Origin of the sequence: Arthrobacter alpinus, from assembly GCF_001294625.1 — a bacterium.
Classification (GTDB): Bacteria; Actinomycetota; Actinomycetes; order Actinomycetales; family Micrococcaceae; genus Specibacter; species Specibacter alpinus_A.
On sequence record NZ_CP012677.1, the window covers coordinates 2463337 to 2489982 of the forward strand.

At 64.7% G+C, this 26646-nt stretch carries 26 protein-coding genes and 1 pseudogene; 14 read left to right on the forward strand and 13 right to left on the reverse strand.

Annotation, left to right across the window (positions count from 1 at the left end; genetic code table 11):
- Positions 1-68: 68 nt before the first annotated feature.
- Positions 69-701 (reverse strand): diacylglycerol/lipid kinase family protein, encoded by a 633-nt coding sequence (locus tag AOC05_RS11065; RefSeq protein ID WP_062007269.1) that lies wholly within the window; start codon positions 699-701, stop codon positions 69-71.
- Positions 701-907 carry a hypothetical protein gene (locus AOC05_RS19795; RefSeq protein WP_062007270.1) on the reverse strand — a complete coding sequence of 69 codons (207 nt, stop codon included), beginning with the start codon at positions 905-907 and terminating at the stop codon, positions 701-703. The genes AOC05_RS11065 and AOC05_RS19795 overlap by 1 nt, the downstream gene beginning before the upstream one ends.
- A 107-nt stretch (positions 908-1014) precedes the next feature.
- Between AOC05_RS19795 and AOC05_RS11075 the strand changes: the two genes are divergently transcribed.
- The 3 genes from AOC05_RS11075 (at position 1015) to AOC05_RS11085 (ending at position 3332) form a co-directional block, all read left to right on the forward strand.
- Positions 1015-1950 carry a J domain-containing protein gene (locus tag AOC05_RS11075; RefSeq protein WP_062007271.1) on the forward strand — a complete coding sequence of 312 codons (936 nt, stop codon included), beginning with the start codon at positions 1015-1017 and terminating at the stop codon, positions 1948-1950.
- 38 nt (positions 1951-1988) lie between these two features.
- Positions 1989-2462, forward strand: coding sequence for a tRNA (cytidine(34)-2'-O)-methyltransferase (locus tag AOC05_RS11080; RefSeq protein ID WP_062007272.1), 474 nt, complete (start codon positions 1989-1991; stop codon positions 2460-2462).
- A 66-nt stretch (positions 2463-2528) separates the two neighbouring features.
- Positions 2529-3332 (forward strand): class I SAM-dependent methyltransferase, encoded by an 804-nt coding sequence (locus tag AOC05_RS11085; protein ID WP_062007273.1) that lies wholly within the window; start codon positions 2529-2531, stop codon positions 3330-3332.
- 118 nt (positions 3333-3450) lie between these two features.
- Here AOC05_RS11085 and AOC05_RS11090 read toward each other — a convergent pair whose 3' ends face one another.
- The 3 genes from AOC05_RS11090 to AOC05_RS11100 all read right to left on the reverse strand — a co-directional run bounded on the left by AOC05_RS11090 (position 3451) and on the right by AOC05_RS11100 (position 7126).
- Positions 3451-4419 carry an electron transfer flavoprotein subunit alpha/FixB family protein gene (locus tag AOC05_RS11090; protein WP_062007274.1) on the reverse strand — a complete coding sequence of 323 codons (969 nt, stop codon included), beginning with the start codon at positions 4417-4419 and terminating at the stop codon, positions 3451-3453.
- A 10-nt stretch (positions 4420-4429) separates the two neighbouring features.
- Complete coding sequence (locus tag AOC05_RS11095) at positions 4430-5221, reverse strand: electron transfer flavoprotein subunit beta/FixA family protein (protein WP_062009665.1); 792 nt, start codon at positions 5219-5221, stop codon at positions 4430-4432.
- Positions 5222-5512: 291 nt separating this feature from the next.
- Entirely contained in the window at positions 5513-7126 is a 1614-nt protein-coding gene (locus AOC05_RS11100; protein ID WP_062007275.1) for a S1C family serine protease, read from the reverse strand.
- 300 nt (positions 7127-7426) lie between these two features.
- On the opposite strand from AOC05_RS11100, the gene AOC05_RS11105 reads away from it, so the two are divergent.
- A complete protein-coding gene (locus AOC05_RS11105) occupies positions 7427-9526 on the forward strand; it encodes a TPM domain-containing protein (RefSeq protein WP_062007276.1) in 2100 nt (699 codons plus the stop codon).
- Positions 9527-9738: 212 nt separating this feature from the next.
- Positions 9739-10515, forward strand: coding sequence for a PspA/IM30 family protein (locus AOC05_RS11110; protein ID WP_062007277.1), 777 nt, complete (start codon positions 9739-9741; stop codon positions 10513-10515).
- Positions 10516-10607: 92 nt separating this feature from the next.
- Here AOC05_RS11110 and AOC05_RS11115 read toward each other — a convergent pair whose 3' ends face one another.
- Complete coding sequence (locus tag AOC05_RS11115; RefSeq protein WP_062007278.1) at positions 10608-11459, reverse strand: aldo/keto reductase; 852 nt, start codon at positions 11457-11459, stop codon at positions 10608-10610.
- 163 nt (positions 11460-11622) lie between these two features.
- Here AOC05_RS11115 and AOC05_RS11120 point away from each other — a divergent pair, with 163 nt between their 5' ends.
- From AOC05_RS11120 to AOC05_RS20815, 8 genes and pseudogenes are all read left to right on the forward strand, one after another.
- On the forward strand, positions 11623-12498 hold the full coding sequence (locus AOC05_RS11120; RefSeq protein WP_062007279.1) for a helix-turn-helix transcriptional regulator: 876 nt from the start codon (positions 11623-11625) through the stop codon (positions 12496-12498).
- A gap of 2 nt (positions 12499-12500) precedes the next feature.
- Positions 12501-13475: an aldo/keto reductase gene (locus tag AOC05_RS11125; RefSeq protein WP_062007280.1), complete on the forward strand. Its 975-nt coding sequence runs from the start codon at positions 12501-12503 to the stop codon at positions 13473-13475.
- 113 nt (positions 13476-13588) lie between these two features.
- A complete protein-coding gene (locus AOC05_RS11130; protein WP_062009667.1) occupies positions 13589-14599 on the forward strand; it encodes an NAD-dependent epimerase/dehydratase family protein in 1011 nt (336 codons plus the stop codon).
- 375 nt (positions 14600-14974) lie between these two features.
- Positions 14975-15385 (forward strand): TOBE domain-containing protein, encoded by a 411-nt coding sequence (locus tag AOC05_RS11135; protein ID WP_062007281.1) that lies wholly within the window; start codon positions 14975-14977, stop codon positions 15383-15385.
- Entirely contained in the window at positions 15382-16185 is an 804-nt protein-coding gene (gene modA / locus AOC05_RS11140) for a molybdate ABC transporter substrate-binding protein (RefSeq protein ID WP_062007282.1), read from the forward strand. The genes AOC05_RS11135 and modA overlap by 4 nt, the downstream gene beginning before the upstream one ends.
- Positions 16163-17101, forward strand: a complete 939-nt coding sequence (locus AOC05_RS11145; RefSeq protein WP_082357943.1) for an ABC transporter permease — start codon at positions 16163-16165, stop codon at positions 17099-17101. The genes modA and AOC05_RS11145 overlap by 23 nt, the downstream gene beginning before the upstream one ends.
- Before the next feature lie 80 nt (positions 17102-17181).
- A pseudogene (locus tag AOC05_RS20810) lies at positions 17182-17596 on the forward strand (ATP-binding cassette domain-containing protein); the annotation flags it as partial.
- Between the two features lie 92 nt (positions 17597-17688).
- Positions 17689-18165 (forward strand): TOBE domain-containing protein, encoded by a 477-nt coding sequence (locus tag AOC05_RS20815; protein ID WP_420480396.1) that lies wholly within the window; start codon positions 17689-17691, stop codon positions 18163-18165.
- A 57-nt stretch (positions 18166-18222) separates the two neighbouring features.
- Here the strand turns inward: AOC05_RS20815 and AOC05_RS11155 are convergent, their stop codons facing one another.
- From AOC05_RS11155 to AOC05_RS11175, 5 genes are read right to left on the reverse strand one after another with little or no spacing between them, the layout of a single operon-like run.
- Positions 18223-20640 carry a bifunctional salicylyl-CoA 5-hydroxylase/oxidoreductase gene (locus tag AOC05_RS11155; protein WP_062007284.1) on the reverse strand — a complete coding sequence of 806 codons (2418 nt, stop codon included), beginning with the start codon at positions 20638-20640 and terminating at the stop codon, positions 18223-18225.
- A gap of 10 nt (positions 20641-20650) precedes the next feature.
- Positions 20651-22336: an AMP-binding protein gene (locus AOC05_RS11160; RefSeq protein WP_062007285.1), complete on the reverse strand. Its 1686-nt coding sequence runs from the start codon at positions 22334-22336 to the stop codon at positions 20651-20653.
- Positions 22337-22388: 52 nt separating this feature from the next.
- Entirely contained in the window at positions 22389-23276 is an 888-nt protein-coding gene (locus AOC05_RS11165) for an acyl-CoA thioesterase (protein ID WP_062007286.1), read from the reverse strand.
- Positions 23277-23280: 4 nt separating this feature from the next.
- A complete protein-coding gene (locus tag AOC05_RS11170) occupies positions 23281-23760 on the reverse strand; it encodes a cupin domain-containing protein (RefSeq protein WP_062007287.1) in 480 nt (159 codons plus the stop codon).
- A 31-nt stretch (positions 23761-23791) separates the two neighbouring features.
- On the reverse strand, positions 23792-24664 hold the full coding sequence (locus AOC05_RS11175) for a fumarylacetoacetate hydrolase family protein (protein ID WP_062007288.1): 873 nt from the start codon (positions 24662-24664) through the stop codon (positions 23792-23794).
- A 133-nt stretch (positions 24665-24797) separates the two neighbouring features.
- Here AOC05_RS11175 and AOC05_RS11180 point away from each other — a divergent pair, with 133 nt between their 5' ends.
- Complete coding sequence (locus tag AOC05_RS11180; RefSeq protein ID WP_062007289.1) at positions 24798-25190, forward strand: RidA family protein; 393 nt, start codon at positions 24798-24800, stop codon at positions 25188-25190.
- On the opposite strand, the gene AOC05_RS11185 is transcribed toward AOC05_RS11180, so the two are convergent.
- On the reverse strand, positions 25180-26070 hold the full coding sequence (locus tag AOC05_RS11185) for a PaaX family transcriptional regulator C-terminal domain-containing protein (RefSeq protein WP_062007290.1): 891 nt from the start codon (positions 26068-26070) through the stop codon (positions 25180-25182). The two genes, AOC05_RS11180 and AOC05_RS11185, sit on opposite strands and share 11 nt — an antisense overlap.
- On the reverse strand, positions 26067-26525 hold the full coding sequence (locus tag AOC05_RS11190; protein ID WP_062007291.1) for an acyl-CoA thioesterase: 459 nt from the start codon (positions 26523-26525) through the stop codon (positions 26067-26069). The genes AOC05_RS11185 and AOC05_RS11190 overlap by 4 nt, the downstream gene beginning before the upstream one ends.
- Positions 26526-26646 lie beyond the last annotated feature (121 nt).

The window sequence follows — 26646 nt, forward strand, 5'->3', positions numbered from 1 at the left end:
CACACACGCAAGGCGGCAGGGTCCACGCGGATCGTCAGGGGCAGCACACCAATCCGCTTCCCATCTGCCTAGCCCACCAGGCCGGGGCTGGCCAGGGACACCTCGGTGACCCGCTCAATCAGGAGCACCGGGTGCTCTGTGTGCCTGCCGGAATACACCGAGGGGAAGATCCGCACAAACGTGCGCCGCGGCACGGGTGAGATAACAAATAAGTCCAGCTGGCCGTCGTCGTACCGGGCCTCGGGTGTGATCAACATGCCCCCGCCAATGGAGGTCCCGTTGGCGACGGAGATGAGCGTGGCGGCGAGTTCGCGGGGCACACCGTCCACCACCAGGGAATAGTCCAGCGCCTTGAGCGTGATGAGTTCTCGCAGGATCGCCAGGTTGTAGCGCAGCCGTCCACGCGGCCAGCGCCAACCGTTCGCACGCTCGTTGACCAGCGCGTCGAAACCAGCGGACAGGGCGCCTAGGAACCAGCGCGGCTCCTGGCCGGGGCGCTCAATCCTGCCCAGATCGAGAATGCGCGGCACGCCCTGGCAGGCTTTCAAGAAATGTTCGACGGCGGTGCCCGGGTCTCTGGGGTCAAGGTTCAGTCCGCGGGCGGCGTCGTTGCCGGTGCCCGCCGGGATAATGCCCAGGGGGACCTGTGTGCCGGCCAAGGCGTTCACGCCCAGGTGGACCATGCCGTCGCCGCCAACCACTACCAGGGCCTGGGCACCGTCGGCGAGGGCCGCAGGACGGCGACCTGGTGCCCGGCGGCCCGCAGCCGTTCCACCACCATTTTGCCACTGTGGCCGGTGGTGTTGTTGCGGCGTCCACCAAAAGCGGCGCGCGGATTCACTGCCACGGCAATGGCCAGAACCTTGGGGTGAGTGGCGCCGTCCTCGGCGGAGGTGGAAATTCTCATGGGGAGTCAAGTATCGCAGGGGGCGGCGCCTGCACTCAATTGAGGTTTTCCACAGGGTGCCCCGGTACACTGGCACGCATCCACATGGCTTAAATGAAAGGTCACCGGTGAGCGATAAGTACCTCACGCACTATCAAGTCTTGGGCGTCCCGCGCACCGCTTCCGAGCGCGACATCAAGATCGCCTACCGCAAGGCCGCCAGGATCACCCACCCTGACCACGGCGGCGATCCCGCCGTTTTTCGCAAAGTCACCGAGGCCTACGAGGTCTTGATCGACCCGGCGAAAAAGCTCAAGTACGACAAGTCGTACAACACCCCGGCCGGTTCCTATGGCGCAGCGCGCAGTTCCAGTGCCGGATCCACCAGCTCCTTCACCACCCGGCGCACCCGGGAAACACGTAATGTGGCTGGCGAGCCCGCCGTGTACGTGCCCGCTTTCAACGAGCAACGCCCCGGCGAGACACCCCTGCTGCCCCGCACCGTGGCGGCCCAACCCGTCCACGGCGCCCCACGCAAGCGCGGCGTCTTCGGCGCGTCATCCCGGCTGGCCCGCGAGGCGCGGACAGCCCAGCTGATCATGCAACAGGTGCTCCCTGCGATCCCGGCCGCCCGGCTCATCAACGGACTGTCAGCCCCCAACGGCAGCGGCTATCTTGACCACGTGTTGGTCTCTGGCTACCGCATTGGAATCGTCGGCTCCATGCTGGTACCCGACGGCGCCTTCCGGTGGGACGGCTCAACTTTGATCCACGGCAACAAAGTGGTGACTCCCCCGCAGCTCATCCCCGCAACACGGGCACTTTCGGACCTGTTCCCCGAATGCAATGTGACCGCCTGGGTCTGTGTGCACAGCAGCACCGGAAACCTGTTTGAACCGGTCATCGACTATGCCCGGGGATGCGAACCGGACGGTTCCAACGTTGTGAACGTGGCCAACGCGGCCCGCTTCGCGCGCGAGGTTAAGCATTTCCTGGCCTCAGGCCCGGCACCCAACGTGGTTGACCTGCACGTGCTGGGCAGGCTGTTGGGAGGGATGTACTGACGCTTTATCCGCCCGCCTCAGCGGGTAGGATGAAAAGCGTGTTTCGCATCTTATTCCTGACTCCCGAGATTCCCGGTAATACCGGCAACGCCATCCGCTTGGCCGCCATTACCGGGGCGGAGCTGCACCTAGTGGAACCCTTGGGTTTTGACTTCTCCGACGCCAAGCTGCGCCGGGCCGGACTTGACTATCACGACCTCGCCGTCGTGACGGTTCACAAAACCTTGGAAGCAGCATGGGCCGCACTGGCTCCCGAGCGCGTCTACGCCTTCACGTCCGACGGTGAGGCAGGCTACACGGACATCGCCTACCAGCCCGGTGATGTGCTGATGTTCGGCCGCGAATCCGAAGGCCTGCCGGAAGAGGTCAAGACCGATCCGCACATCACCTCACGGGTCAGGCTGCCCATGCTCCCGTCACTGCGGTCGTTGAACTTGGCCAACGCGGCCTCGATCGCCGTGTACGAGGCCTGGCGACAAAACAACTTCGCCGGGGCCCAAATTAAGGCCTGACTTTTTACGTCCTTGGCGCCCGCTGAGCTCATTTCATCAACTGGTTTCACCACCTTGGAGGTATGCATGTCCGCTCGCGATCCTGGCCTGGCTTTCACCGACGGGGCCCTGCAATTTGAGGCGTGGTCGGACAAACTCTGGGACCCGATGGGCCGCGACGTGGTCCAGGCCGCCGTTATCCGCCCGGGGGAAAAGGTCCTGGACGCCTGCTGCGGCACCGGCGCAGCCACCATCCCGGCCGCGTTAGCGGTGGGAGCCGACGGGAGTGTCGACGGCGTGGACCTCTCCACCGGCTTGCTGCGCATGGCTGCGGCAAACCTGTCCGAGCGCAGCATCCTGAACACCACTTTGACCGAAGCGGACGTCACCGAATGGCGCGGCCACCGCACCTTTGACGCCGTCCTGTGTTCCTACAGCATGTTTTTCTTCGCCGACATGGAGGCTGGTGTTGAACACCTGGCGTCCATGCTGCGCCCGGGCGGGCGGCTCGTCACCAGCACGTGGGTGGAAGGCGCTCTGGAGCCGTTCGCAGGGTTGATCCTGGCAGCGGCCATCAAGGAACGCCCCCGCCTGGCCGGAGTGGTCCCGCTTCCGAACCAGAACATGGCCCGGGTGAATTCCGCCGAGAAGCTTTCCTCCTGGCTCACCGACCGGGGCCTTGAACACGTCTCGGTCTCCACACATCCGCTCACCCTGTCGGTGGACGCCGACATGGCCTGGGCCCTTGTTGTGGGCAGCGGCTGGCGCACCCTGCTCCCCCGCGACCCCGAGGCAATCGCCCGGGTCCGGCGCGACTTCATGGCCTCCGTGGGGCCGCAGGTGCAGATGAACTCCGATGCGCTGATAGGCATCGGCTCCATCCCCGCCTAACCTAGCGGACAACGGCGCCAGCCAGACATTTTTTCGTCGACTGCGCAGATAAGGCGATCAAACACGTTGTTTGATCGCCTTATCTGCGCAGTCGACCGGCTACAGCCGTGCGCGCCGGTTACGCGCGGCGGCGCTTGATTTCCTCCACGGCTTGCGGCAGCACCTTGAACAGGTCCCCCACAATCCCGAAGTCGGCGATCTCAAAGATGGGCGAATCCAAGTCCTTGTTCACAGCCACAATCAGCTTCGAGGTCTGCATGCCAGCCTTTTGCTGGATGGCCCCGGAGATACCCACCGAGATGTACAGCTGCGGGGAGACCTTCTTACCGGTCTGGCCGACCTGGGCTGCGTGCGAGATCCAGCCAGCGTCGGCTGCCGCGCGGGATGCCCCCACTGCGGCACCCAGGACGTCGGCCAGCTCCTCCACAGGCCCAAAATCGCCGTCGACGCCGCGGCCGCCGGCCACCACAATGCGGGCGTCCTCAAGCTCGGGACGGCCCGACACAGCGCGCGGTGTGCGCTGTGTGACGCGTGCGCCCAGGCTGCCCGGGGCGAAGGCGACGGTAACAGCCTCGACGACGGGCACGCTGGCCTCCGCGGCCGGCGAGGCTTCCACGCTGTGCGATTTCACACTGATCACGGCGACGGCCGTGGTGGCCCGGGCCTGCACGGTGTAGGACCCGGCGAGGACGGATTTGTGCGCCACCAAGGCGCCTCCGTCGGACGTCAATGCCACGGCATCAGTGATGACCCCGGCATCCAGGGCGACACCCACGCGGGCGGCAATTTCCTTGCCCTGCGCTCCGTTGTCCACCAGGACGGCGGCTGCGGACACGGCGGCGGCGGCCTGCGCCACGAGATCGGCCTTGGGTGCAACCAGGAACTCGCCCAGCTCGGCCTGCTCCGAGGAAAGTACGCGGGATACCCCGTAGCTGCCCAGTTCGGCGGCCAGTCCGGCGCTGACCGGACCTGCCACAACGGCCACCGGTTCCCCGGCACCACGGGCCAGCGTCAGGAGCTGGTGGTGGATGGCGTGCAGCTTTCCGGGTGCGGCCACCTGGTCAATAAAAACAACAATTGCACTCATGAAGTGGTCCTTAGAAAAGTTTCTGCGCGGCCAAGAAATCAACAAGTTGGATGCCGGCGTCGCCTGAGTCGGTGATGATGACACCGGCGGTACGGGCGGGGCGTTCGGCAGCGTCGGTGACGGTGGTCTTGGAGCCGACCAGCCCGACGGCGTCCACCGGGACCCCGAGCTCCGCCAGGGACAGCGTGGTCACCTTCTTCTTCTTGGCGGCCAGAATCCCCTTGAAGTTGGGGTAGCGCGGCTCGTTGGCCTGGTCGGTCACCGACACCAGGACCGGGAGGGTGGCCTGGATTTCCTCGGAGAAGTCGTCGCCGTCGCGGCGGACAGTCACGGTGGCGCCCTCCAGCTCCAGCGAGGAGGCAAAGGTGAGCTGGGGCAGGCCCAGGCGTGCGGCAAGCTGGGCGGGGATGATAGAGGTTTCCCCGTCGGTGGAGGCCATTCCGGTGATGACAAGGTCCACCGGGCCAAGGGTCCTGATGGCTGCCGCAAGCACCAGCGAGGTTGCCGAGGCATCCGATCCGGCAAGGGCTTCGTCGCTGATGTGCAGGCCGGCGGTGGCCCCGATCTGCAACGATTTCTTCACGGCTGCGGCCGCGGCGGCGGGGCCCAGTGTCAGGGCGGTGACGTTGTTGCCGGCTTTTGCACCACCGCGCTCATCAGTCAGTGCCAACGCAGCTTCCAGTGCGTACTCATCCAATTCGGAGAGGATGCTCTCGTTGCGGTCAAGGAGGTGGTTTTCACCTGTGAGGTGACGGTCAAATTGCGTGTCTGGCACGTATTTGACCAAAACCACAATGTTCAGTGCTGAGTTTTCCACTACTGTCCTTTGTGTCATGGACGGTTTGTCTGCGTACGTGGCCCACGCAGTTTTGCGCGGTGTTCGCCGGACTCGCCCTTGGCCTACGTACTGAGCTTAGTTCGTGCCGGGCCCAGCTGGAATTTCTTGGGTCTAAAATTTACTCCCACTTTGAAAGCGGCGCCGGGTTCACATCAAACGCTGCGCCAGGTTCATGGGCGGATACGACGCATAAGAACGGGTCCCGGTTGAGCATACAACCGGGACCCACCGCGTACTTATTTGTTCCTGGTTGGATCAGCCAGCTGGCATGGTGTCAAGCGTGACATCCTTTTCCATGGTGGTTCCGTTACGGGTGAGGGTGACCTTCACCGTGGCGCCACCTGCCTGCTCACGAACTGCGGCAGTGAGGGAGGAGGCGTCGGAGATGGTGCGTCCGGCCAGTTCCGTGATGACGTCACCCTTTTGCAGACCGGCCTTTGCTGCTGCACTTCCAGCTGTCACATCTGCCACCGTGGCACCGGCGGAGAACTGGCTGTTGCTGCCCAATGCCGAGGCGCCGCTGACCGAGACACCCAGCTGGCCGTGCGTGGCCTTGCCGGTCGCGATGATTTCGTCCGCAATCCGCTTGGCGTGGTCGATCGGGATGGAGAAGCCTACGCCGATGTTACCGCCCTGGCTGGTGGAGCTGGAGGAACTACCTGTGGAGGCAATTGCCACGTTGACGCCAATGATCTGGCCTTGCGCATCCACCAGTGCGCCACCGGAGTTGCCGGGGTTGATGGCCGCATCGGTCTGGATCACGTTCAAGTTCACAGTCCCGGTGGCCTTGTTGCTGCTCTGGCCGCCGCCCGGAGGGGAGAACTGGTAGCCGTTGCCGCCGTTACCCTGGTCCGGGGAGGTGTCGCTAGGTGTTGAGGGCACTGCGGAGGAAGCCACCTGGATGGTCCTGTTCAAGGTGGAGATGATGCCCTCGGTGACGGTGGCGTTCAGGCCCAGCGGGGAGCCGATGGCAATGACGGTGTCGCCGACATTGATCTTGTTGGAGTCACCGAGCGTGGCCGGAACCAGGTTGGGTGCGTCAATCTTCACAATGGCCAAGTCCGACAGCGGGTCGGTGCCCACCACGGATCCGGCGAAAACCTTACCGTCACTGGTCTGCACCTGGATGGTGGCGTGCGCGGCTTCTCCATCCAAGGTCACCACGTGGGTGTTGGTCAGGATGTGCCCTGCCGTGTCCAAGATGATGCCGGAGCCGGTGCCGCCGGACGTGCCACTGGTGGCGGAGATGGTCACCACTGAGGGCATGGCCTTGGCCGCCGCTGCGGAAACCTGGTTGACCGAGCTGGTGTTGTTGATGACCAGGGGTGCAACCTGCTGGCTGTTGGATGAGGCTTTGTTGGCGTTATCTTGCCCCACCACCAGCGCGGTCCCACCTGCGGCCAAGCCTCCCACGAGCGCTGCGGCGAGGACGCTGGCGGCGAACAAGCCCATCCCCACTTTTTTGCGTTCCTTGGGGCGGGCTGTCACCGCGGGTGCCAGCGTGTGCGGATACGCGTTCGACGCCGGGTACCCGGCACCCGTGTGGTGGCCTCCTTGGGTGGCATTCGGGGCGGGGTTCTGCAGGTTCTGGGCGGCCGCATACGGCGTCTGCCATGCCGGGGCAGGCTGAGCGATGGGCAGCGTCTGGTTCGGCGGTTCGGGAGTTGCCGTTTCGGGAGCGGTCGGCGAGGTGATGCGCTCTGTCAGGTTGGTTTCCGGGGCGTTCCACACAGTGGCGGGAATTGCGGGGGTCGCTGTGTCAGTTGCATCAGGGGAAGCGTACTGGGCAGTTTCGGGTGTGCTCTCCTGCGGTGCTTGATCCGGGAGGCCCTGGGAGTTGTTCGTTTCCCCGCCAGTGTTTTCGCTCATGAGCTTTACCCTTCATTTGAAAATCTTATGGACGAACCATTGCTTGATATCCATCATGACCTGTACTGCTGATGCATTTACGAACGTTCGCTGGAAGGTTGCTGTGAAGGATATCTGTCCCTTCCATTATTCCCCCGACCCCGATCCAAGTCACCAATGCGCCATACTCTTTAGTGCTCCCAGCCGGAAAACCTGACGCCGGGGGCGAAATCGTGGGCGTGGGCCAAGGAAATGGCTCTAGAATCAATCGTGAAAGCACGGGTGGTCCCGCCACCCGGCCGGCATACACAAGGGTGAGCAATGTTCTCCAGGTCCACGGCGTTTTCTCGACTACTTGCAGTGCCGGTTTTTGCCGCGCTCATGGTCTTCCCGGCAGGGATGGCACAGGCAGCCACCACAGCAGTGGCCACGGTTGTGGCTGGCACGACCCAGGCTGGCACGGTTCTGGCGGAGCCACCCGTGACGATCCCCGCTGGCAGCTACATTGTGGACAACGCCAACGTCCTGGGTAACCAGAAGGCTGATGTTCAGGCTGCCATCACGAAATTGAGCAAGGACCACGGCGTCACGCTCTTCGTGGTCTACGTCGACTCCTTCGACGGGCAGAGCCAAAAGGCGTGGGCCCAAACGGTCGCCACCCAGAAAAACATGGGCCAGTACGACGTCCTGCTGGCCATTGCCGTTCAGGCCAAGCAATACGCGTTCATTGGCGGCACCAACACGTTCCTCACAGCCGCCCAAGGCTCCACGATCGAATCGAGCGCCATCAAACCCCAGCTTTCCGCCGGGAACTGGGCCCAGGCAGCCATTGACGCCGCCGTCGCGACCGGCGATGCCGCCGGCGGCGGCAAGGGCACCGTCCCTGATCCCACGGGAGGGTTCGTGGCGCTGGGAATTGGCATCGTCGTCGTTGGTGGTGGAGCTGGCACGGCCCTGTACCTTCGCAACAAGCGCAAGAAGTCGGCGGAGGAGGCGACCGCGAAGGGTTTCGGCCTGGACGGGGAACCCCTGGACCCCAACGCCGGCATGACCATTGCCGAGCTGCGCTCCAAGGCCGGAACCTTGCTGATCGCCGCCGACGACGCCATTAAGACCAGCGAACATGAGGTTGGTTTTGCGCAGGCATCTTACGGTAACGAGGCGGTAAAACCGTTCCAGGCCGCCTTGGAGGCGGCCAAGGCCCACTTGTCAGAGTCGTTTAAGTTGCAGCAGCAACTGGATGACGAAATCCCCGACACCATCGAGGAGCAGCGGAAGTGGCTGGGCGAAATCATCAAGCGCAGCGAGGACGCCAATGCGGCCCTGGACGCTCAAAAGGCTGCCTTTGACGAGCTGCGCGAGCTGGAGCGCACGGCCCCGGCAGTGCTGGGCAGCATTCGTGCCCAGGCACTCGAGGCCCGGAATGCGGTGGCCGCGGCGGAGCAAACGCTGTTGGGGCTCACGGCCAAGTATTCGGATTCGGCGCTGGCCACGGTACGTGACAATGAGAGGCAGGCGCGTGAGCGGCTGGACTTTGTGGAGTCCGCCGCGGCCGACGCCGACACCAGGCTGGCAGCCGCTGACACCGCCAACGCCGCCATGTCCGTCAAGGCCGCCGAGGAGAGCTTGCTGCAATGCCAGGTCCTCCTTGATGCCATTGTCAAGACCGAGGCGTCCATCAACGACGCGGCGTCGTCCCTGAACACCGCACTGCCGGCGGCGCTGGCCGACCTTGACCAGGCGAAGTCCATGGTGAACTCGAGCGAATTTGCCAGGTACGCCCCCACGGTCCAAGCCGCCGAGTCGACCCTCAAGGACGTGCAGGCGCAGGCCGCCGCCAGCAAGAGGGACCCGCTGGGCATGCTGGCCTCCGTGCAATCGGCCCATGGCCAGCTCGATGAGTTGCTGACGGGGATCCGCGACCAGCAACAGCAGTCACTGCGGGCGCAGGCGTCCCTGCAGCAAACCCTGGCGGGTGCCCAGGCACACATCTCCGCGGCGCAGGACTTCATTGCTGCCCGCCGTGGCGGAGTCGGCACCGAAGCCCGCACCCGGCTCTCCGAAGCCCAACGCAACCTCGAGTACGCCTTGAGCATTGCCGAATCGGACCCCTCCAACGCGCTCATCTACGCCCAACAAGCCCAGCAGCTGGCCCAACAAGCCATCAACTATGCCCAGCAGGACGTTGACAGGTTCAACGGCGGCGGGCATGGTGGCGGCTACGGCGGAGGAGGCGGCGCCAACGGGATAGGCGGTGCCATCCTGGGCGGGATCATAGGCGGGCTCCTCTCCGGAGGAGGCCGCGGCGGGTTCGGCGGCGGAGGGTTCGGCGGCGGAGGGTTCGGCGGCGGAGGCGGTTTCGGCGGAGGCGGCGGCGGCGGCGGAGGAGGCGGCTTTGGTGGCGGCGGCGGCAACTTCTAGCGGCGCGTAGCCCTCCCCGCAGGGAGTCGAGGGTTGGCTCCCACGGCAGGAAACGGCGTCGTGCCTCTATTTTAAGATGCCAAGTCCCGTTCAGGAGGAGCCATCCATTAATTTTTGAGCAACGTCATTTAGACTCAAACAAAGCTCTTTAAAAGAAGCACAGGAATGATCAAGTACCGATGATATTCAAGCGAAACACTAAGGGGAAAACTATGGCAAAGCAGTCAATCTTCGGCCGGGTCGCACAGTTGGCTAAGGCCAATATCAACGCGTTGCTGGACTCAGCCGAGGATCCGCAGAAGATGCTCGATCAGATGGTGCGCGATTACAAGGCGAACATCACCGAGGCTGAAAGTGCCGTGGCCCAGACCATCGGCAACCTTCGCATGCTTGAAGACGACTACAACGAAGACGTGAAGGCGTCACAGGACTGGGGTTCCAAGGCCCTTGCCGCCAGCCGACGGGCCGACGAGTTCCGTGCCGCGGGCAACGCCGCCGACGCCCAGAAGTTCGACAACTTGGCCAAGGTTGCGCTGCAGCGCCAAATCACGGCCGAGAACGAGGCGAAGTCGGCGGAACCGAGCATCGCCGCGCAGAACGACGTAGTGGACAAGCTCAAGACCGGCCTGCAACAGATGCAGGGCAAGCTGACGGAACTGGCCAACAAACGCAACGAACTGGTGGCCCGTTCCAAAACCGCCGAGGCCCAGACTCAGGTCAACGACGCGCTCAAGAGCATCGACATCATGGATCCCACGAGCGAGGTCAGCCGCTTCGAGGATAAGATCCGCCGCGAAGAGGCCAAGGTACGTGGTGCGAACGAGCTCGCCGCCTCCAGCCTGGACTCACAGTTCAACAGCCTGGAGGACTTGGGCGAGCAGACCGAAATCGAGGCCCGCCTGGCCGCCCTGAAGGCTGGCGGCTCACCGGCTCCGGCCGCTCTTGAGCAGGCCGACTCGCATGACGAGGCGGAATTCGACAAGCTGTAGGCTCGGGCAACGCAGCGCCACACGGCGCAGTGACTGGACAGATCGGGCGGTTCCCGCCGTGGGAACCGCCCGATCTGCCCAGTCATTGCTTTTTATAGCTGCGTGAACGCGGCCACGGCCGGGTCGGCACCGATGCGCGTGCCGGTTTCCAGGGCGGAGATCCGTGCCAGGTCGGCATTGCTGAGCTTGATTGTGGACGCCGCCAGGTTCTCTCGCATGCGCTCCGGCGACACCGTCTTGGGGATGACGATGTTGCCCAGACCCAGGTGCCAGGCGAGCACCACCTGCGCGGGGGTGGCCCCGTACGCTGCCGCCAACTCTGCAACCACCTCATTCTCAAGGTCCCTGCCCTGACCTAGCGGACTGTACGCTTCCACGGCAATGCCATGGCGCCGGCTCTTCTCGGCCAACCCCGCCTGTGCGAAGGTCGGGTGCGCCTCGATCTGATTCACGGCCGGGACCACGGTGGAGGTGGCCAGTAACTCATCGAGATGCTCTGGAAGGAAGTTGGAGACCCCGATGGCCCGGATGCGGCCCTGCGCGTAGAGGGACTCAAGTTCCTTCCACGCCTGGGTGAACAGTCCCTGTGACGGCACCGGCCAATGGATCAGATACAGGTCAATCCAGTCCACGCCCAGCGCGGTGCGGCTGGCCTCGAAGGCTTCGCGGGGGCTGCCCTGGTCGCCGTTACGCAACTTGGTGGTGATGAAAATGTCTTCGCGGGTCATTCCGGATTCGGCGATGGCCGCCCCGACGCCGGATTCGTTGCGGTACGCGGCCGCTGTGTCGATGTGGCGGTAGCCGGCGGCCAGAGCCTGGGCAACGGCCACTCGAGTTTCTTCCGGCGGGATCTGGAAGACACCGAACCCGAGTTGTGGGATGGTGACCCCGTTGTTCAACGTAAGTTCCGGAACAGCGCCCGTGGCGGTTGTTTGCTCAGTCATGAAAACCCATTCCTTTCATTACATCCGCCGTGAGGGCGGTGTCATATCCAGCCTAGGCCCGCAACGCGCCCGCGGATACCCACGGAGAGTGCGCAACGATCCTAGGACCAGCAGTCCTACGCTGGTACTGGCCGCCACCGCCGTACAGGGGCAGAATGGGGGCATGGGTCAAAGCATTGAATTCGGCAGGTTCCTCTCGGCCATGCGGTCTCGGCTGCAGCCCGATCCGGACGTTGCGCTACGCGGCAACCGGCGGGTGCCGGGCCTGCGCCGGGAGGAAGTGGCCCGGCTGGCCGACGTCTCCATCGACTACTACACACGGCTGGAGCAGGGCCGTAACATCCACCCCTCCCGCTCCGTGCTGACCTCGGTGGCCCGCGCCCTGCAATTGAGCGACGCCGAATCAGCCCACATGTTGGACCTCCTGGAAAACTGTGGCGGTCAGGCCACCAACCCGCCGGAAGTCCAGCGGGTGCGCCCCGCCATGTACCAGTTGCTGGAGGCCGTGGGCGAGGTGCCCGCCGTCGTCCTGGGCAGAAGGACGGACGTTCTGGCCAGCAACCGCATGGCCCGGCTGCTCTTTGCCGACTTCCCCACGCTAGCCCGTGAACAACGCAACTACACGCGCTGGATCATGCTGGACCCGGCCGCCCGCGCCTTGTTTCGGGACTGGCACGGGGCCGCCGCCGACGCGGTGGCCACCCTGCGCGCGGACATCGGCAGGCATCCGGGCGACCCCGCCGCAACGGCCCTGGTGGGCGAGCTCGCCGTCAACAGCGAGGAATTCCGCCAGTGGTGGGCGCGGCACACCGTGGCCCGAAAATCCTCCGGCACACTGTTCTTGCACCATGGGGTGGTGGGGGACGTGGAAGTCGATTTTGAGCACCTGCTGCTCCCGGATGACCCCGAGCAAAGCCTACGAATATACACGGCCAAGAATGGTTCACCGTCCCTGGATGCCCTGACCCTGCTTTCCTCCTGGGCCGGGCATGTCCCCGCCTCACACCACGTTTCCAACTCATCCGAAGGAACCAACTGAGAATGTTGTACACACATTTGGGCCGCAGCGGCCTGTCCGTGTCCAAGCTGTGCCTGGGCACCATGAACTTTGGGCCCCACACCGAGGAAGACGACGCACACACGATCATGGACCAGGCGCACGACGCCGGGCTGAACTTCTTTGACACAGCCAACGTTTACGGCGGTCCCGAACACCGCGGCTGGACCGAGGAGATAGTGGGGCGCTGGATTGCTCAGGGAGGCGGGCGGCGCGAGCGGACAGTGCTGGCCACCAAGGTCTACGGCAATATGAGCGACTGGCCCAACGATTCAAAGCTCTCGGCCCTGAACATCCGCAAGGCCCTGGATGCGAGCCTGAAGCGCCTGCAAACGGACCACATCGACCTGTACCAATTCCACCATGTGGACCGGAACACTCCGTGGGATGAGATCTGGCAGGCCATGGACGTTGCCATCGCGCAGGGCAAGATCCTGTATGCGGGCAGCTCCAACTTCGCAGGCTGGCACATCGCCGCCGCGCAGGAGGCCGCGGCCCGCCGCCCGGTCACCGGACTGGTCAGTGAGCAGTCCATCTACAACCTCATGCAACGCAGCGTGGAGCGCGAGGTTATCCCGGCCGCGCAGCACTACGGGCTGGGGCTGCTCCCCTGGTCGCCACTGCACGGTGGCCTGTTGGGCGGGGTGTTGAAAAAGCAGGACGACGGCGGCGTGCGCCGGCTCGAGGGGCGCGCAGCCGCCGCGCTGGCCGGGCACCATGACGCGATCGCCGCGTTTGAGGCCTTTGCCGCCGAGCTTGGCCACGCATCCGGGGATGTGGCACTGGCGTGGCTGTTGCACCAGCCGGCCGTCACCGCACCCATCATCGGCCCGCGCACCAGCGCCCAGCTGGAGGCCGGACTGCGCGCCCTGGAGGTTTCGCTCGACGCGGCCGCCCTGGCCCGGCTCGATCAGATCTTCCCCGGCCCCAAGACTGCTCCGGAGGACTACGCCTGGTGAGCGGCAACAGTGACGACGTCGAACTTGGCCTGCACATGCGGCCCGGCTCCGCGGGCATGCCGGAACGGGGCAAGCAGTCTCATTGGGGACCAGCCCTCTATGGGCCTACCGGTTTGCTGTCAGCGCCGGGAGCCTCCCCGTTGCCGGGGCCACGGGTGTTGTTCATTGGCGGCACAGGCATCATCAGCGCCGCCTCCGTGGCCCGGGCAGTGGCGCTGGGCTACGCCGTTACCGTGCTCAACCGGGCTGCGAGCTCGGTGCGTCCGGTTCCGGCCGGTGTCGAAACACTGGTGGCCGACATCAGGGACGGTGCCGCCGTCGACGCCGTGCTGGGCGCCCGGACCTTTGACGTGGTGGCCGACTTTGTGACCTTCCTGCCGGAGCACGCACGCGCGGCAGTGAAGACCTTCCGGGGCCGGTGTGGGCAGTACCTTTTCATCAGCTCCGCCTCGGCCTATCAGAAACCGCCAGTGCGGCTGCCCATCACCGAATCAACGCCGCTGCGAAACCCGTTCTGGCACTACTCGCGCGAGAAGATCGCCTGCGAGGAGGTCTTCTTCGCCGCCTACCGGGATGCCGGGTTCCCTGTCACGGTGGTGCGGCCCTCACACACCTATGACCACACCCGGCTGCCGCTGCTTTTTGGCTGGACCGACGTGCACCGCATGCGTGCCGGGCTGCCGGTGGTGGTGCACGGGGACGGAACTTCCCTGTGGACGCTGACGCACACAGCCGACTTCGCGGTGGGGTTCGTGGGGTTGTTCGGGCTCCCCGTTGCCGGCGAGGCCTTCACCATCACCTCCGAGGACGTCCTGCCGTGGGACGCCGTGTACCGCAGCGTCGCGGCAGCCGCCGGCGTTCCCGAGCCGCTTCTGGTGCACGTGGCCAGCGACACCATCGCCGCCCACGTCCCCGAGTTCGGCCCGGGGCTGCTGGGCGACAAAGCCCACTCCGTCATCTTCGACAACACCAGGATCAAGTCCCTGGTGCCTGAATTTGGCACCCGCATCCGCTTCGCAGCGGGCGCCCGGGCCATCATGACCTGGCATATTGGGCATCCGGAGGCGCGCGTGGTGAACCCGGAATACATGGCGCTCTCGGATCGGCTGGCCGCCCTCCGTTGAGGGGGCAGATCACCCCCGGCTCCCCCGTCGAGACCCGTTGAGGGGGCAGATCACCCCCGCGGTTCGGGGTGGCGATCTGCCCCCTCAACGGTCCATCCCAACAGGCCACCCGGCATTGGAGCACCATCGCATCCAATGCGCAGGTAAGGGGAGCTGGCACGCTGGGAAGTCACGTGAACTGTACAACTGAGGTACGCTCCGTTGCCAGCTTGAACTCTAGGGTGGTGATGTGTGCTCCGGTGGTGAACCCGGAATACATGGCGCTCTCGGATCGGCTGGCCGCACTTTAGCCGGCTGTCCCGACCCTGGCGACGGACATGCATTTGCGGATCAAAGATCACTCATATTACGTACATGAGGATATAGACTCCCTTTATGACACTTATTCGCGTTTCCGAGGCGGCCCGGTTCCTGGGCGTCAGTGACGATACCGTGCGGCGTTGGCTGGATAACGGCACGCTCAACGGCCAGAAGGACCAGCAGGGGAAGCTGGTCATCGACGGGATTGAACTTGCGGCGCTGTCCAAGGCGCAGTCCGCGCTGCCGCAGGATCCCGCGGGTGTGGAGAGTTCCGCCCGTAACCGCTTTGTGGGGCTCGTTACCAACGTCATCATGGACAAGGTCATGGCGCAGGTGGAACTGCAGTGCGGCCCGTTCCGGGTGGTTTCCTTGATGAGCAGTGAAGCGGTGCGAGAGCTGAAGTTGGAGCCCGGTTCCGTGGCCACCGCCGTCGTCAAGTCAACGAACGTCATCATCGAAATCCCGAACGGCGGAAAAGGCGCATGAGCATCTCCTTCACAAGAGCCGGCGCCCTGGCAGCAGCCCTCTTGCTCGCCGCAACCCTGGCCTCTTGCTCCAGCACCGCGCCCGCAGCAGCACCCAGCCAGTCGGCGTCACAGGCCCCCGAACTCTCCGGGACGCTGACCGTGTTTGCCGCGGCGTCCCTGAAGCAAACGTTCACCACCCTCGCATCCCAGTTCGAGGCCGCGCACCCCAAGGTCAAAGTCTCGCTGAACTTTGACGGCTCCTCGACGTTAGTCACCCAAATCACCCAGGGGGCGCCCGCCGACGTGTTCGCCTCAGCCGACACCAACAACATGAAAAAGCTCAGCGACGCCAAGCTGGTGGCCGGGACCCCCACGAACTTTGCCACGAACATCCTGACCCTGGTGGTGCCGGCCAAAAACCCCGCCAGCATCACCTCCTTTGCCGACGCCGCCAAGCCGGGCATCAAGTTGGTGGTGTGCGCCGCCCAAGTCCCCTGCGGAGCGGCAGCCAAGGCCGACGCCGCCACTGCGGGCCTGAACCTCACCCCCGTCAGCGAGGAGCTCTCCGTCACCAGCGTGCTCGGGAAAGTCACTTCCGGGGAGGCCGACGCCGGTCTCGTCTACGTCACGGACGCCAAGTCTGCAGGGGCGAAGGTCAAAGCGATCCCCCTTGAGCTGACCAAGCCCACCATCAACGAGTACCCGATCGCCACCGTCGGCAGTTCCAGTCAGCAGGAGACGGCCCGGGCGTTTATCGCGCTGGTGACCTCCAAGGAGGGCCAGAAGGTGCTTGTGGATGCCGGATTTGGCGCCCCTTAAATTGAGCGGGCGCGCCGGGCTACGCTCCAGGGTGGCCGAACCGTGGCAGTTCCAGGCTGTCCCGCGCTGGGTCTTCGCAGTCGCCGCGGTGGGTGCCCTGTTCATCTTGCTGCCGCTGTGCGGAATGGTGGCCAAGGTCAACTGGGGGCAGTTCAGCGCACTGATTACCTCCGAGTCGTCCTTGGATGCCCTGCTCCTAAGCCTAAAAACTGCCACTGCCAGCACGGCGCTGTGCATCCTGGTGGGCGTGCCGCTGGCGTTGGTGCTGGCGCGGGCGCAATTTGCCGGGCAACGCATTCTGCGGGCGCTAATCCTGCTGCCCCTGGTGGTGCCGCCCGTGGTGGGCGGGCTGGCTCTGCTCTACACTTTTGGCCGTGAGGGTCTGATCGGGCGCCAGCTGAACCTGTTGGGCATCGACATCGCCTTTTCCACCACGGCCGTTGTCATGGCGCAGGCGTTCGTGGCCCTGCCATTTATGGTGCTCAGCCTGGAGGGTTCGCTGCGCACCGCCGGGCAAAAGTATGAGGCCGTGGCGGCAACCCTCGGCGCCCGGCCCTCGACGGTGCTGCGGCGGATCACGCTGCCGCTGGTACTGCCGGGCCTAGTCTCCGGTGCCGTACTGGCGTTTGCCCGGAGCCTGGGCGAGTTTGGTGCCACCTTGACCTTTGCCGGGAGCCTGCAGGGCGTCACGCGCACCTTGCCACTGGAGATCTACCTGCAGCGCGAGACCGATCCCGACGCCGCCGTCGCACTGTCCTTCCTGCTGATCGCCATCGCCCTGGTAGTGGTGGCATTGGCCTATAGGAGCCCGCGGTCGCCGCTGCGCACAAGTCTGGACAAGCTCGAGCCACGCAAGCTGGAGCCACGCAGGCCCGATCCACGCAGGCCCGAGCCGCAGCAGGCGGGCACATCATGACCTTGGAGCTCAGTGCCGCCATCACCGCCCGCGACCTTGACGTGGCCCTGAGCGTGGGCGCCGCCGAAACCGTAGCCCTCATGGGGCCCAACGGCGCCGGCAAGTCCTCCGTGCTCCAGTCCCTCTCCGGGTTGGTGAGGCCCGACGCCGGCCACGCTCTCTTGGGCGGGCGGGCCCTGTTCCGCTCGGGTGCCGGCGGGGTGTGGCTGCCACCGCACGAACGCGGGGTTGGGACCCTGGCGCAGGAACCGCTGCTGTTCCCGCACCTGAGCGTGCTGGACAACGTGGCGTTCGGACCACGCAGCCGCGGCGCCACCAAGGCGGCGGCCGCCGAGACGTCCCGACACTGGCTACGCGAGGTTGATGCGCTTGAACTCGCTGGCCGCAAGCCTGCCCAGCTGTCCGGCGGGCAGGCCCAACGGGTCGCCCTGGCCCGCGCGCTCGCCACGGACCCGGAATTGCTCCTGCTCGATGAGCCCATGGCCGCCCTGGACGTGAACACCGCCCCGTTCCTGCGCAGCCTGCTCAAACGTGTCCTGGCCGGCCGCAGCGCCATCATCGTCACCCACGACGTCCTGGACGCGCTCATGCTCGCGGACCGGATCGTGGTCGTGGAGCATGGCCGGATCGTGGAGTCCGGTCCCACGGCGTCTGTGCTCAGCCACCCCCGCAGCACCTTTGCTGCCTCGCTGGCCGGGTTGAACGTGCTGACGGGAACCTTGCGCGGAGCCTCGGTCCTGACGGACGACGCCGGTCCTGTCGCCGGGCGCTTGGCTGTCGCCTCGGCTGAGCTTCCCCCCGGCGCGGCTGGGCCGGACGGGCTGGCCGCGTTCCCGCCGTCGGCCGTGTCAGTGTTCCTGGCGCCACCCCAGGGCAGCCCGCGCAACTGCTTCGCCGTGACCGTGACCGAGTTGGAGCCGCACGGGGACCACATCCGTGTGCGGGCCGGACGCCTGGCCGCCGACATCTCCCCCGCAGCCACCGCGGATTTGAAGCTGCTGCCGGGTTCGCACGCGTTCTTCGTGGTGAAGGCCGCGGAAGTGGTGATCTACCCGGCCAGCTGAGCTCCCACCCCCAGACGCTGCATCACCAAACACCGTGTTTTCGCCAACGCTTCTGCACTATCCAAACACCGATGACTCTGCACTGACTTCCACCATGGCCGGCACGGAAACCGGTACTGGCTTCCAACGAAGGTGCGCATCCACCCCTTCGGATTCCGGTTCCTTCAGCAATGACAACCGCGGACGCACTGCGTCAGTACGGGCACTTGGTGGCCTGCGGTTGCCAGCTTGGAAGGGCTGTACCCACGCCGCTGAGTCGCCCCTGAATTCCTGTTCGGCAGCGGCATGGAGTGTCCACTGGGGGTCGTAGAGGTGCGCCCTGCCCAGGGCAACGAGGTCAGCGCGCCCTGCCAGCAGGATCGAGTTGACGTCGTCGTAGGAGGAAATGGCACCGACCGCGATCACTGCTGCACCGGCGGGGACGCCGACTTCCTGGCGGATCCTGTCCGCGAAAGGAGTTTGGTAGCTGCGCCCGTACGCTGGCTTTTCTTCCTTGCTGACCTGACCGGTGGAGACGTCGATTCCGGCGGCCCCGCGGCTCACGAACGCGCGGGCTATCTCAACGGCGTCGTCAATCATGTTCCCGCCCTCGCACCAATCTGTGGCGGAGATCCGCACGGTCAGGGGCTTGTGCGCGGGCCAGGCTGCGCGGACGGCGGCGAACACCTCCAAGGGGTAGCGGAGGCGGTTCTCCAAGCTGCCGCCGAATTCGTCCGAGCGCTTGTTGGCCAGCGGCGAAAGGAACGCGGAGAGCAGGTAGCCATGGGCGGCATGCACTTCGAGGAGATCGAATCCGGCCGCGTCGGCTCGGTGTGCGGCGGCAACGAACTCTTCACGCACCTCGTCCATTTCGGCACGGCTAATTTCCCGTGGAAGCTGATTGCCCGGGCCGTAGGCGACGGCGGACGGGCCGGCGACTTCCCAGTTTCCGTCGGCCAGCGGCTCGTCGATGCCTTCCCACATGAGCTTGGTGGAACCCTTGCGGCCGGAGTGGCCAATCTGGGCGCCGATCTTGGCAGTTGATTGGGTGTGGACAAAGTCCACAATCTCCGACCAACTTTCGCGCTGGGCTTCGGTGTACAGGCCGCTACATCCGGGGGTGATGCGGCCCTCGGCGGAGACGCACACCATTTCCGTCATGACCAGTCCCGCCCCGCCCATGGCCTTGCTCCCTAGATGGACCAGGTGGAAGCTGCCGGGTATGCCGTCGACCGCCGAATACATGTCCATCGGTGAGACAACAATGCGGTTCTTCAGCTCCAGTGCCCCGATCCGGAATGGCTGGAACATGGCCGGGGCCACCTGGGCCAGCCCCTGGGAGGAGGCGAAGCCCGCGTCCACGTGGTGGGCAAAATCGGGGTCACGCAGTTTCAGGTTGTCATAGGTGATGCGGCGGCTGCGGGTGAGCAGATTGAAGCAGAACTGGGTCGGGTCCTGGTCCTTGTACTGGCCGATGTTCTCAAACCATTCCAAGGAAGCCTGGGCAGCGCGCTGGGTCGATTCAACGACGGGACGGCGCTCGGCCTCGTACGCTGCCAGGGCCTGCCCTAGGTCACCGTATTCGTGGAGGCAGGCGGCCAGGGACAGGGCGTCCTCCATGGCCAGCTTGGTGCCGGAACCGATCGAGAAGTGGGCGGTGTGGGCCGCGTCGCCCAGCAGCACCACATTGCCGCGCCGCCAGTTTTCGTTGCGGACAGTGGTGAAATTCAGCCACTTTGAATTGTTGGTCAGGACCTGATGCCCCCCAAGCTCGTCGGCGAAGATGGCTCGGATTTTTGCCACCGCCTTTTCATCGGAAACACCGGGGGCGAAGACGTCGTTGGCAGTCTCGTCAAAGCCGGCCGCCTGCCAGACCTCCGGGGACATTTCGACAATGAAGGTGGACCCTTCATCAGAATAGGGGTAGCCGTGGATCTGCATCACGCCCCATTCGGTTTCCTTGACGAAGAACTTGAACGCCTCAAACACCTGGTCGGTGCCCAGCCACATGAATTTGTTGGATCGCGGGTCCAGGTTCGGGTGGAAAGTCTCCGCGTACTTGGCGCGGATCTGGGAGTTGATGCCGTCGGAGGCAAGCACCAGGTCGTAGTTGGCTTCCAGTACCTCCACAGGCGGTGCCATGGTGCTGAACCGGACGTCCACGCCCAGTTCGGCGCAGCGGCGCTGGAGCAGTTCCAGCAATTCCTTGCGACTCATGGCGGCAAAGCCCTGCCCACCAATGGTGTTCACCTGGTCTTTGAAGTGGATGTCGATGTCGGACCAGCGGGCGAACCGGCGGCTCATATAGTCGGCCACCACGGGGTCGGCGTTGCCGATCCCGCCGAGTGTTTCATCGGAGAAGACGACGCCGAAACCGAAGGTGTCGGAGGCGGCATTGCGTTCCCACAGGGTGATCTGGTGGGAGGGGTCCAGCTGCTTCATCAGTGCCGCGAAGTACAGGCCTCCGGGGCCCCCGCCAACAATTGCGATCTTCATGGTGTGGTTCCTATCGGGAGGTAGTGGTGGCGGGCGTCAGGGCTGGTGTTGCGGAATCAGGCGCGGGGGTGCCGTATTCTTGGGCGATCGCCTCTCGAAGGCGGAAGTGCTGGAGTTTGCCGCTGGGGTTGTGGGGCAGCTCGGTCACGAATCGTACCTCGCGGGGATATTTGTAAGGCGCGATGCTTGCCTTGACGAAGTCCTGAAGTTCCTTGCGCTTGGCGGCATCGCCAGCAACCCCGTCACGCAGGACGACGAAGGCGCACACGACGGAGCCGCGTTCCTCGTCCGGGCGGGCGACCACGGCGTTCTCCACCACGTCGGGGTGTTCGTTGATGGCCGCTTCGACCTCTGGGGCGCCAATGTTGTAGCCGGAGGAGACGATCATGTTATCGGAGCGGGCCTGATACACGAAGTAGCCGTCGTCGTCCCTCAAGAAGGTGTCGCCGGTGACGTTCCAGCCGTCGTGGACATAGTTGGCCTGCCTCGGGTCATCGAGGTAGCGGCAGCCGGTGGGGCCGATCACGGCCAGCCGGCCGGGCTCGTTCGGCCCCGCCTCCATGCCGTTTTCATCCAGGATGGTGGCCCGGTAGCCGGGCACGGCCACCCCGGTGGCGCCCGGGCGGATATCCTCCCCGGCTGCGGAAATGAACACGTGCAGCATTTCAGTGGCGCCGATCCCGTTGACCAGTTTCAGCCCCGTCTGCTCAAAGATGTGCTGCCAGGTTTCTTTGGGCAGGTGTTCCCCGGCGGAGACGGCGATGCGCAGCCTGCTCAGCAGCTCCCCCCTCCCCTCCTTCAGGATGGCCCGGTAGGCGGTGGGCGCCGTGAACAGGATGGAGGCGTTCGCGGCAGCGGCCGCCTCGGCCAGCTCCAGCGGCGTGGCCCGTTCGGTCAGCAGCGCCGAGGCACCGAAACGCAGCGGGAACACCACCAGCCCGCCGAGCCCAAACGTGAACGCCAGCGGGGGCGAGCCGGCAAAGACGTCCCCGGGCGTGGGCTTGAGCAGATGCCGGGCGAAGGTGTCCGCATTCGCAAGGATGTCGCGGTGGAAGTGCATCGTCACCTTTGGGGCACCAGTGGTCCCCGAGGTTGGCCCCAACAGGGCCACATCGTCGGCAGCCGTTGCGACGTTGGCAAACGTGCCACTCTTGCCGGCACAGCGGGCGATGAGGTCGCCGTCGTCGTCCGCGCCGTACGTCATGAACGGCAGTGCCTCCCCGGCAGCGACGCGCAGGTCCTCAACAAAGCGGTGGTCGGTGATGGCGACGGACGGCTTGGTGAGCTCGATCAGCGTGGTGATTTCGGCCGAACGCAGCATCGGCATGGTGGTGAGCACCACGGCGCCAGCCTTGAGCACACCCAACCATGCCGCGACGATCCACGGGTTGTTCGGGCCGCGCAACAACACCCGGTTCCCGGGCACCACACCGAAATCCTCGGTAAGCACCTGAGCCACCTGGTTGGCGTGCGTGAGCAACTGGCCGTAGCTCCAGGTAGCGCCGTCTGGGGTGTGCAATGCAGGACGGTCGGCACCAAAGGTGGCGACGGCGTCGTCGATCAGCACGGTGGCGGCGTTCAGCCGGTCCGGGTATTGCAGTTCCGGCAACGTGAATTCAAAGATGGGCCAGGACTCCGCCGACGGAAGATGGTCGCGAGTAAAAGTGTCAATATGGGCCGATGTCGACAAGGTCATGGCCTGTCCTTTCGCTTGCAATGCAATGGAGGGGGAAGGCTGGTGCGCCGGCTCAGGCACCGCCGCGGACCATGCCCTCTTGCGCGACGGTGGCCAGCAAGAGGCCTTCACGTGAGAAGAACCGGCCCATGGCCAGGCCCCGGTTGTGCTGGCCGGAGACTGCTTCTTGGGTGTAGAGCACCCAGTCGTCGGCCCGGCCGTCGCGGTGGAACCAGATGGAATGATCCAGGCTGGCCGTGGTGAGCCCGGGGGCGGACCAGTTGAGACCGTTGACGCGCAGCAGCGGCTCGAGAATGGTGTAATCACAGACATAGGCCAGGGCGGTCCGGTGCAGATTGGGGCCGTCCGGCAGACGGTCGAAGGCCTTCACCCAAATCGCCTGCGTCGGTGCAGCTTCACCCTCCACCTGGATGTACACCGGGCCGGGAATGTGGCGCATGTCGAAGCTGCGTCCGTGGGCCCAGTATTCGGCGGCAGGGCCGGGGACGCCGTCGAGCACCTGCGCCGCGCTGCGCAGAGACTCCGGATCCACCGTGGCCGGCATGGCCGATTGGAATTCTGGACCGCTTTCGGGGACATGGAAGGAGCCCATGGCCGCAAATACAGTTTTCCCGTTCTGGTGGCCGCGAACACTACGGGTGGAGTAGCCGCGCCCGTCGCGCAGGATCTCCACTTCGTAGCGCACGACGGCGCCGATGTCGACAGGGCGCATGAAGTAGCTGTGCATGGAGTGCAGCGCGCGGTCCGCACCCACCGATTGCATCATGGCGGCCGCGGCCTGGGCCACCATGTCGCCGCCGTAGGACTTGGGCCACGGCACATATTGGGTGACGGCTTCGAACGCCAGGTCATGGATTTGTGGGTCCACCGGGGTAAGCTCGATGGCCTTCAGGAACGTTTCCGAGGTGCCGGCCTCGATGATCGTGGATTCGCGGTGCATGGGCTCATGCCCTCCGGTAGTCGGCGAGGGTTTCGTCCGGGACGTCCTCGAGGTTGATGACCAGGTTTTCCGGTGTGCGGGCGGTGAGCCAGACCAGGTCCTCGGTGACGGACATGTTCGCCTCAACGTGCGGCATGAACGGCGGGACGAACACCCAGTCGCCGGTTTTCATGTCCAGGAAATCACAGTAGTTCTCGCCAAAGTAGATGCGGCCGTGGCCCCGCAGCACGTAACCGCCGGTCTCTGCCTCGCCGTGGTGGTGCGGCAGCGAGCGGTAGCCGGGGGTGTTGGATACCTGCCCGAACCAGATCTTCGTGGCTGGTGTGTGCTGGATGGAGACGCCGGAGACACGGACGCAGTCGCCGGACTGGGCCGTGTTGGTGTCCTCTTCGCCGGCGCGGGTCACGACGGGCACCACGGCGCCTTCGGCGTTCGCGTAAATGGAGTTGTCGCCCTCGGTGCGGTACGTAATGGTTTCGCTCATGATTTTCACTCCTATTGGGTTTGTCGTGTGCTTAGCGGGCGGCGTTGGCGCCCTGGTGGATCCGGACCCTGTTTTCCAACCGGCCGATCCCGTCTATTTCGGTACTTAGTACGTCGCCATCTTTGAGGAAGCGCGGCGGGTTCATACCCATGCCCACTCCCCCGGGCGTGCCAGTCAAGACCACATCGCCCGGGCGCAGGGTGGTGAACTGGGAGATGTAGGACAACAGCTTGGCCGGGCCAAAGACCAGCGTGGCGGTGTTACCGTACTGGACAAGCTCGCCGTTGACGCGGCCACTGACCGCGAAGCCGTGGCCCGCCGGGAACTCGTCCGCTGTGACCATGACCGGGCCCAGTGGAGTGGTCTCGTCGAAGGCCTTGCCCTGGAACCACTGCAGGGTGCGGTTTTGCCAGTCCCGCATGGAGACGTCGTTGGCCACGGCGTAACCGGCAATGCCCGCTTCGGCCTCGTCCTCCCCGGCCCGGGTTAGCCGTGCCCCGACCACGACAGCGAGCTCGGCTTCCCAGTCGACCCGTTCGCTGCCGTGCACCTTGATGGTGTCCGACGCGCCAATGAGCGTGTCGGCATATTTGGCGAACAACGTGGGGTATTCGGGCAGTTCGCGGCCCATCTCTTGGATGTGGTCCGCGTAGTTAAGGCCGCAGCAAATCACCTTGCCGGCTGTGGGCAGCAGCGGCGCCAGATTCGCCTGGTGGGCGGGGACGACGCCGGCCCCCTCGCCTGCCGTCGCTTGGGCGAGTGCCGTTGCCACGAGCTCTTTCCAGCCACTTCGGGCCAGTAACTCCCCAACGTTGCGTGCCGGCAGGGGCAGGTAACCTTCCAAGCCCCGAGCAAGTGCCGCCGTCGTACCCTGTTCCCTGGTTCGCAAGGTGGCAAGTTTCATGGAGGCTGTCCTTTCAAAAAGAGTATGTCGACTTTTTTACGACCGTCGCATAAGCTCAATGTAGCATCGTTTGAGAGTTGTGTCACAGGATTTTTTGACGAATTTCTTTCCGCACCGAACAGAAGGAACCACCATGCCAAACATGACGATCAACCCGTCCAGCCTGCCCAAGCCCAAGGGATACGCCCACGGGATCCTGGCGGGGAGCACCGTCTATCTGGGAGGGCAAACGGCACTGGATGCGGACATGCAGATTGTCCCGGGGGGCATTGTGGCCCAGTTCAAGCAGGCCTTTGGCAACGTCCTAGCAACTCTGGCCGAGGCCGGCGGCCGCCCAAATGACTTGGTCAGCGTGACCATCTACCTAACGGATGTGGACGACTACCTGGCCAACGGGAGTGAAATTGGCCGACTCTGGCGTGAAATGGCCGGGTCGGAGTATCCGGCGATGGCGGGAATCGGCGTGAGCCGGTTGTGGCAAAAGGAGGCCCTGATCGAAATTCAGGGGGTTGCCGTCATCCAATAAAACCGGACGGGAGGGCCCGGGCTTTGGTCATCAGCGCCCGGGCGTGGGCCGCGGCAAGGGGCGCGAGCAACCGGTGGGCTTCCAGGAAGGTGGCCCGGGCCGCCTGCCCTTTCCAGTCTTTGGGCAGATATTCTGGGGCGAGGCCGGGATCCTTGTAGGGAAACCGGCGCCAATTGGTCAGCATTGGGATGTAGCAGCGGAACGCGTCCCGCCTCAGCTCAGCCGTTGACTCGGCAAGTACACGTTCCGGATCGGCGCCAACCTTGGCCGTCCATTTCACCACGTCGTCTGCATACAAGGCCAGGAACTCGGCAAATTGCTCATCCAGTGAGGCCAGGTGCCACCATTGGGCAACTTTGGCGGGCAAGTCGCCGTTGGCCACGTGCTCACCTTCAAAGAAGTCGACGAACTGGTCAAGTTCCAGGGCCCGGAGCCGCTCTTTTGTCCGCTCCAGCGCGGACGCCGGCGCCACCCACACTCCCGAGGTTATCGACCCAAAACCGAACCCGGACAAGACAGTACGCAGTTGATGGCGGCGATTGCGCAGTGCTTCGGGAACGGAAAAGATGGCCAGTACCCAGCCGCGGGCGGCGTTCGTTGGTTCAGCGGAGAAGATCCGTTCGTCGCCTTCCAGGAATAGCTCGGCCACCATCGAGGACAATTCATACTTGGCGACGTTGCCGTCCTTCACACTCCTTAACACCCCTTTGGCCTTCAAGCGTGACACTGCAGAGCGCACCCCCGAGTGGTCATAGCCCAAATCCCCGAGCATGTCGATGAGCACTGAAACCGGCATTGCCTGCCCGGCTCCCCGGCAATAGAGGCCGTAGATGGTGATGATCAGTTGATGGTGCCGGATCGCCGACTCCTTCGCGCTCAACGAGGATTCGCCGCCGTGATTGCGGAACGGAAGCGCTCGGGCCAGGGCACCGAAACGTCCCCACCGGCGGGGACATGTGCTGCGACCACCTTGCCATCGGCGGCGATCCCGCCGGGCCGCTGACCTATGGGCCGGGCATGGACTTCGAAGCCGAAGGTCACGGATGTGGAGCCAAGCGCCTGCACCCAGATCGTCGTGATGACGCCTTGGCCAAACCACAGCTTGGCCCGGAAGTTGACGGATTGGTGCACGCGCGGCGCGGACGGAAAGTAGTCAGGAAGGGCCAGCTGACGAAACAGTTCCGCTTCCGCCGATTCAACCCAGCGGATGATCGTGGAATTGTGTTGATGCCCCGATGCATCGGTGTCGACCCATTCGACCGTGTGCTCCACAACGGCCGCGGAAGCCCCCGCCCATGGCGTAGCCGGGCCCGCTTCAGAGTGGTGTTCGCGCATACAGTCAAGTCTATGTCGGCTTGATGCCGTTCGTCGGCAAAGCGGGAGGACAGCCGCGTGGCGAGTGTGCCGGCGTGCACGTGGATGGACACTGCAGCTGTAAGGGATGTGTAGCTTTGGT

Excerpts from the sequence above, each read along its gene's own strand:
- AOC05_RS11180 (WP_062007289.1), top strand. The coding sequence starts at position 24,798 with ATGCCAAACATGACGATCAACCCGTCCAGCCTGCCCAAGCCCAAGGGA.
- AOC05_RS11120 (WP_062007279.1), top strand. The coding sequence starts at position 11,623 with ATGGGTCAAAGCATTGAATTCGGCAGGTTCCTCTCGGCCATGCGGTCT.
- AOC05_RS11115 (WP_062007278.1), bottom strand. The coding sequence starts at position 11,459 with ATGACTGAGCAAACAACCGCCACGGGCGCTGTTCCGGAACTTACGTTG.
- AOC05_RS11165 (WP_062007286.1), bottom strand. The coding sequence starts at position 23,276 with ATGCACCGCGAATCCACGATCATCGAGGCCGGCACCTCGGAAACGTTC.
- AOC05_RS11145 (WP_082357943.1), top strand. The coding sequence starts at position 16,163 with ATGCCGGATTTGGCGCCCCTTAAATTGAGCGGGCGCGCCGGGCTACGC.
- AOC05_RS11110 (WP_062007277.1), top strand. The coding sequence starts at position 9,739 with ATGGCAAAGCAGTCAATCTTCGGCCGGGTCGCACAGTTGGCTAAGGCC.
- AOC05_RS11170 (WP_062007287.1), bottom strand. The coding sequence starts at position 23,760 with ATGAGCGAAACCATTACGTACCGCACCGAGGGCGACAACTCCATTTAC.
- AOC05_RS11090 (WP_062007274.1), bottom strand. The coding sequence starts at position 4,419 with ATGAGTGCAATTGTTGTTTTTATTGACCAGGTGGCCGCACCCGGAAAG.
- AOC05_RS11135 (WP_062007281.1), top strand. The coding sequence starts at position 14,975 with ATGACACTTATTCGCGTTTCCGAGGCGGCCCGGTTCCTGGGCGTCAGT.
- AOC05_RS11175 (WP_062007288.1), bottom strand. The coding sequence starts at position 24,664 with ATGAAACTTGCCACCTTGCGAACCAGGGAACAGGGTACGACGGCGGCA.
- AOC05_RS20815 (WP_420480396.1), top strand. The coding sequence starts at position 17,689 with ATGCTCGCGGACCGGATCGTGGTCGTGGAGCATGGCCGGATCGTGGAG.
- AOC05_RS11085 (WP_062007273.1), top strand. The coding sequence starts at position 2,529 with ATGTCCGCTCGCGATCCTGGCCTGGCTTTCACCGACGGGGCCCTGCAA.
- AOC05_RS11105 (WP_062007276.1), top strand. The coding sequence starts at position 7,427 with ATGTTCTCCAGGTCCACGGCGTTTTCTCGACTACTTGCAGTGCCGGTT.
- modA (WP_062007282.1), top strand. The coding sequence starts at position 15,382 with ATGAGCATCTCCTTCACAAGAGCCGGCGCCCTGGCAGCAGCCCTCTTG.
- AOC05_RS11125 (WP_062007280.1), top strand. The coding sequence starts at position 12,501 with ATGTTGTACACACATTTGGGCCGCAGCGGCCTGTCCGTGTCCAAGCTG.
- AOC05_RS11155 (WP_062007284.1), bottom strand. The coding sequence starts at position 20,640 with ATGAAGATCGCAATTGTTGGCGGGGGCCCCGGAGGCCTGTACTTCGCG.
- AOC05_RS11160 (WP_062007285.1), bottom strand. The coding sequence starts at position 22,336 with ATGACCTTGTCGACATCGGCCCATATTGACACTTTTACTCGCGACCAT.
- AOC05_RS11100 (WP_062007275.1), bottom strand. The coding sequence starts at position 7,126 with ATGAGCGAAAACACTGGCGGGGAAACGAACAACTCCCAGGGCCTCCCG.
- AOC05_RS11190 (WP_062007291.1), bottom strand. The coding sequence starts at position 26,525 with ATGCGCGAACACCACTCTGAAGCGGGCCCGGCTACGCCATGGGCGGGG.
- AOC05_RS19795 (WP_062007270.1), bottom strand. The coding sequence starts at position 907 with ATGAGAATTTCCACCTCCGCCGAGGACGGCGCCACTCACCCCAAGGTT.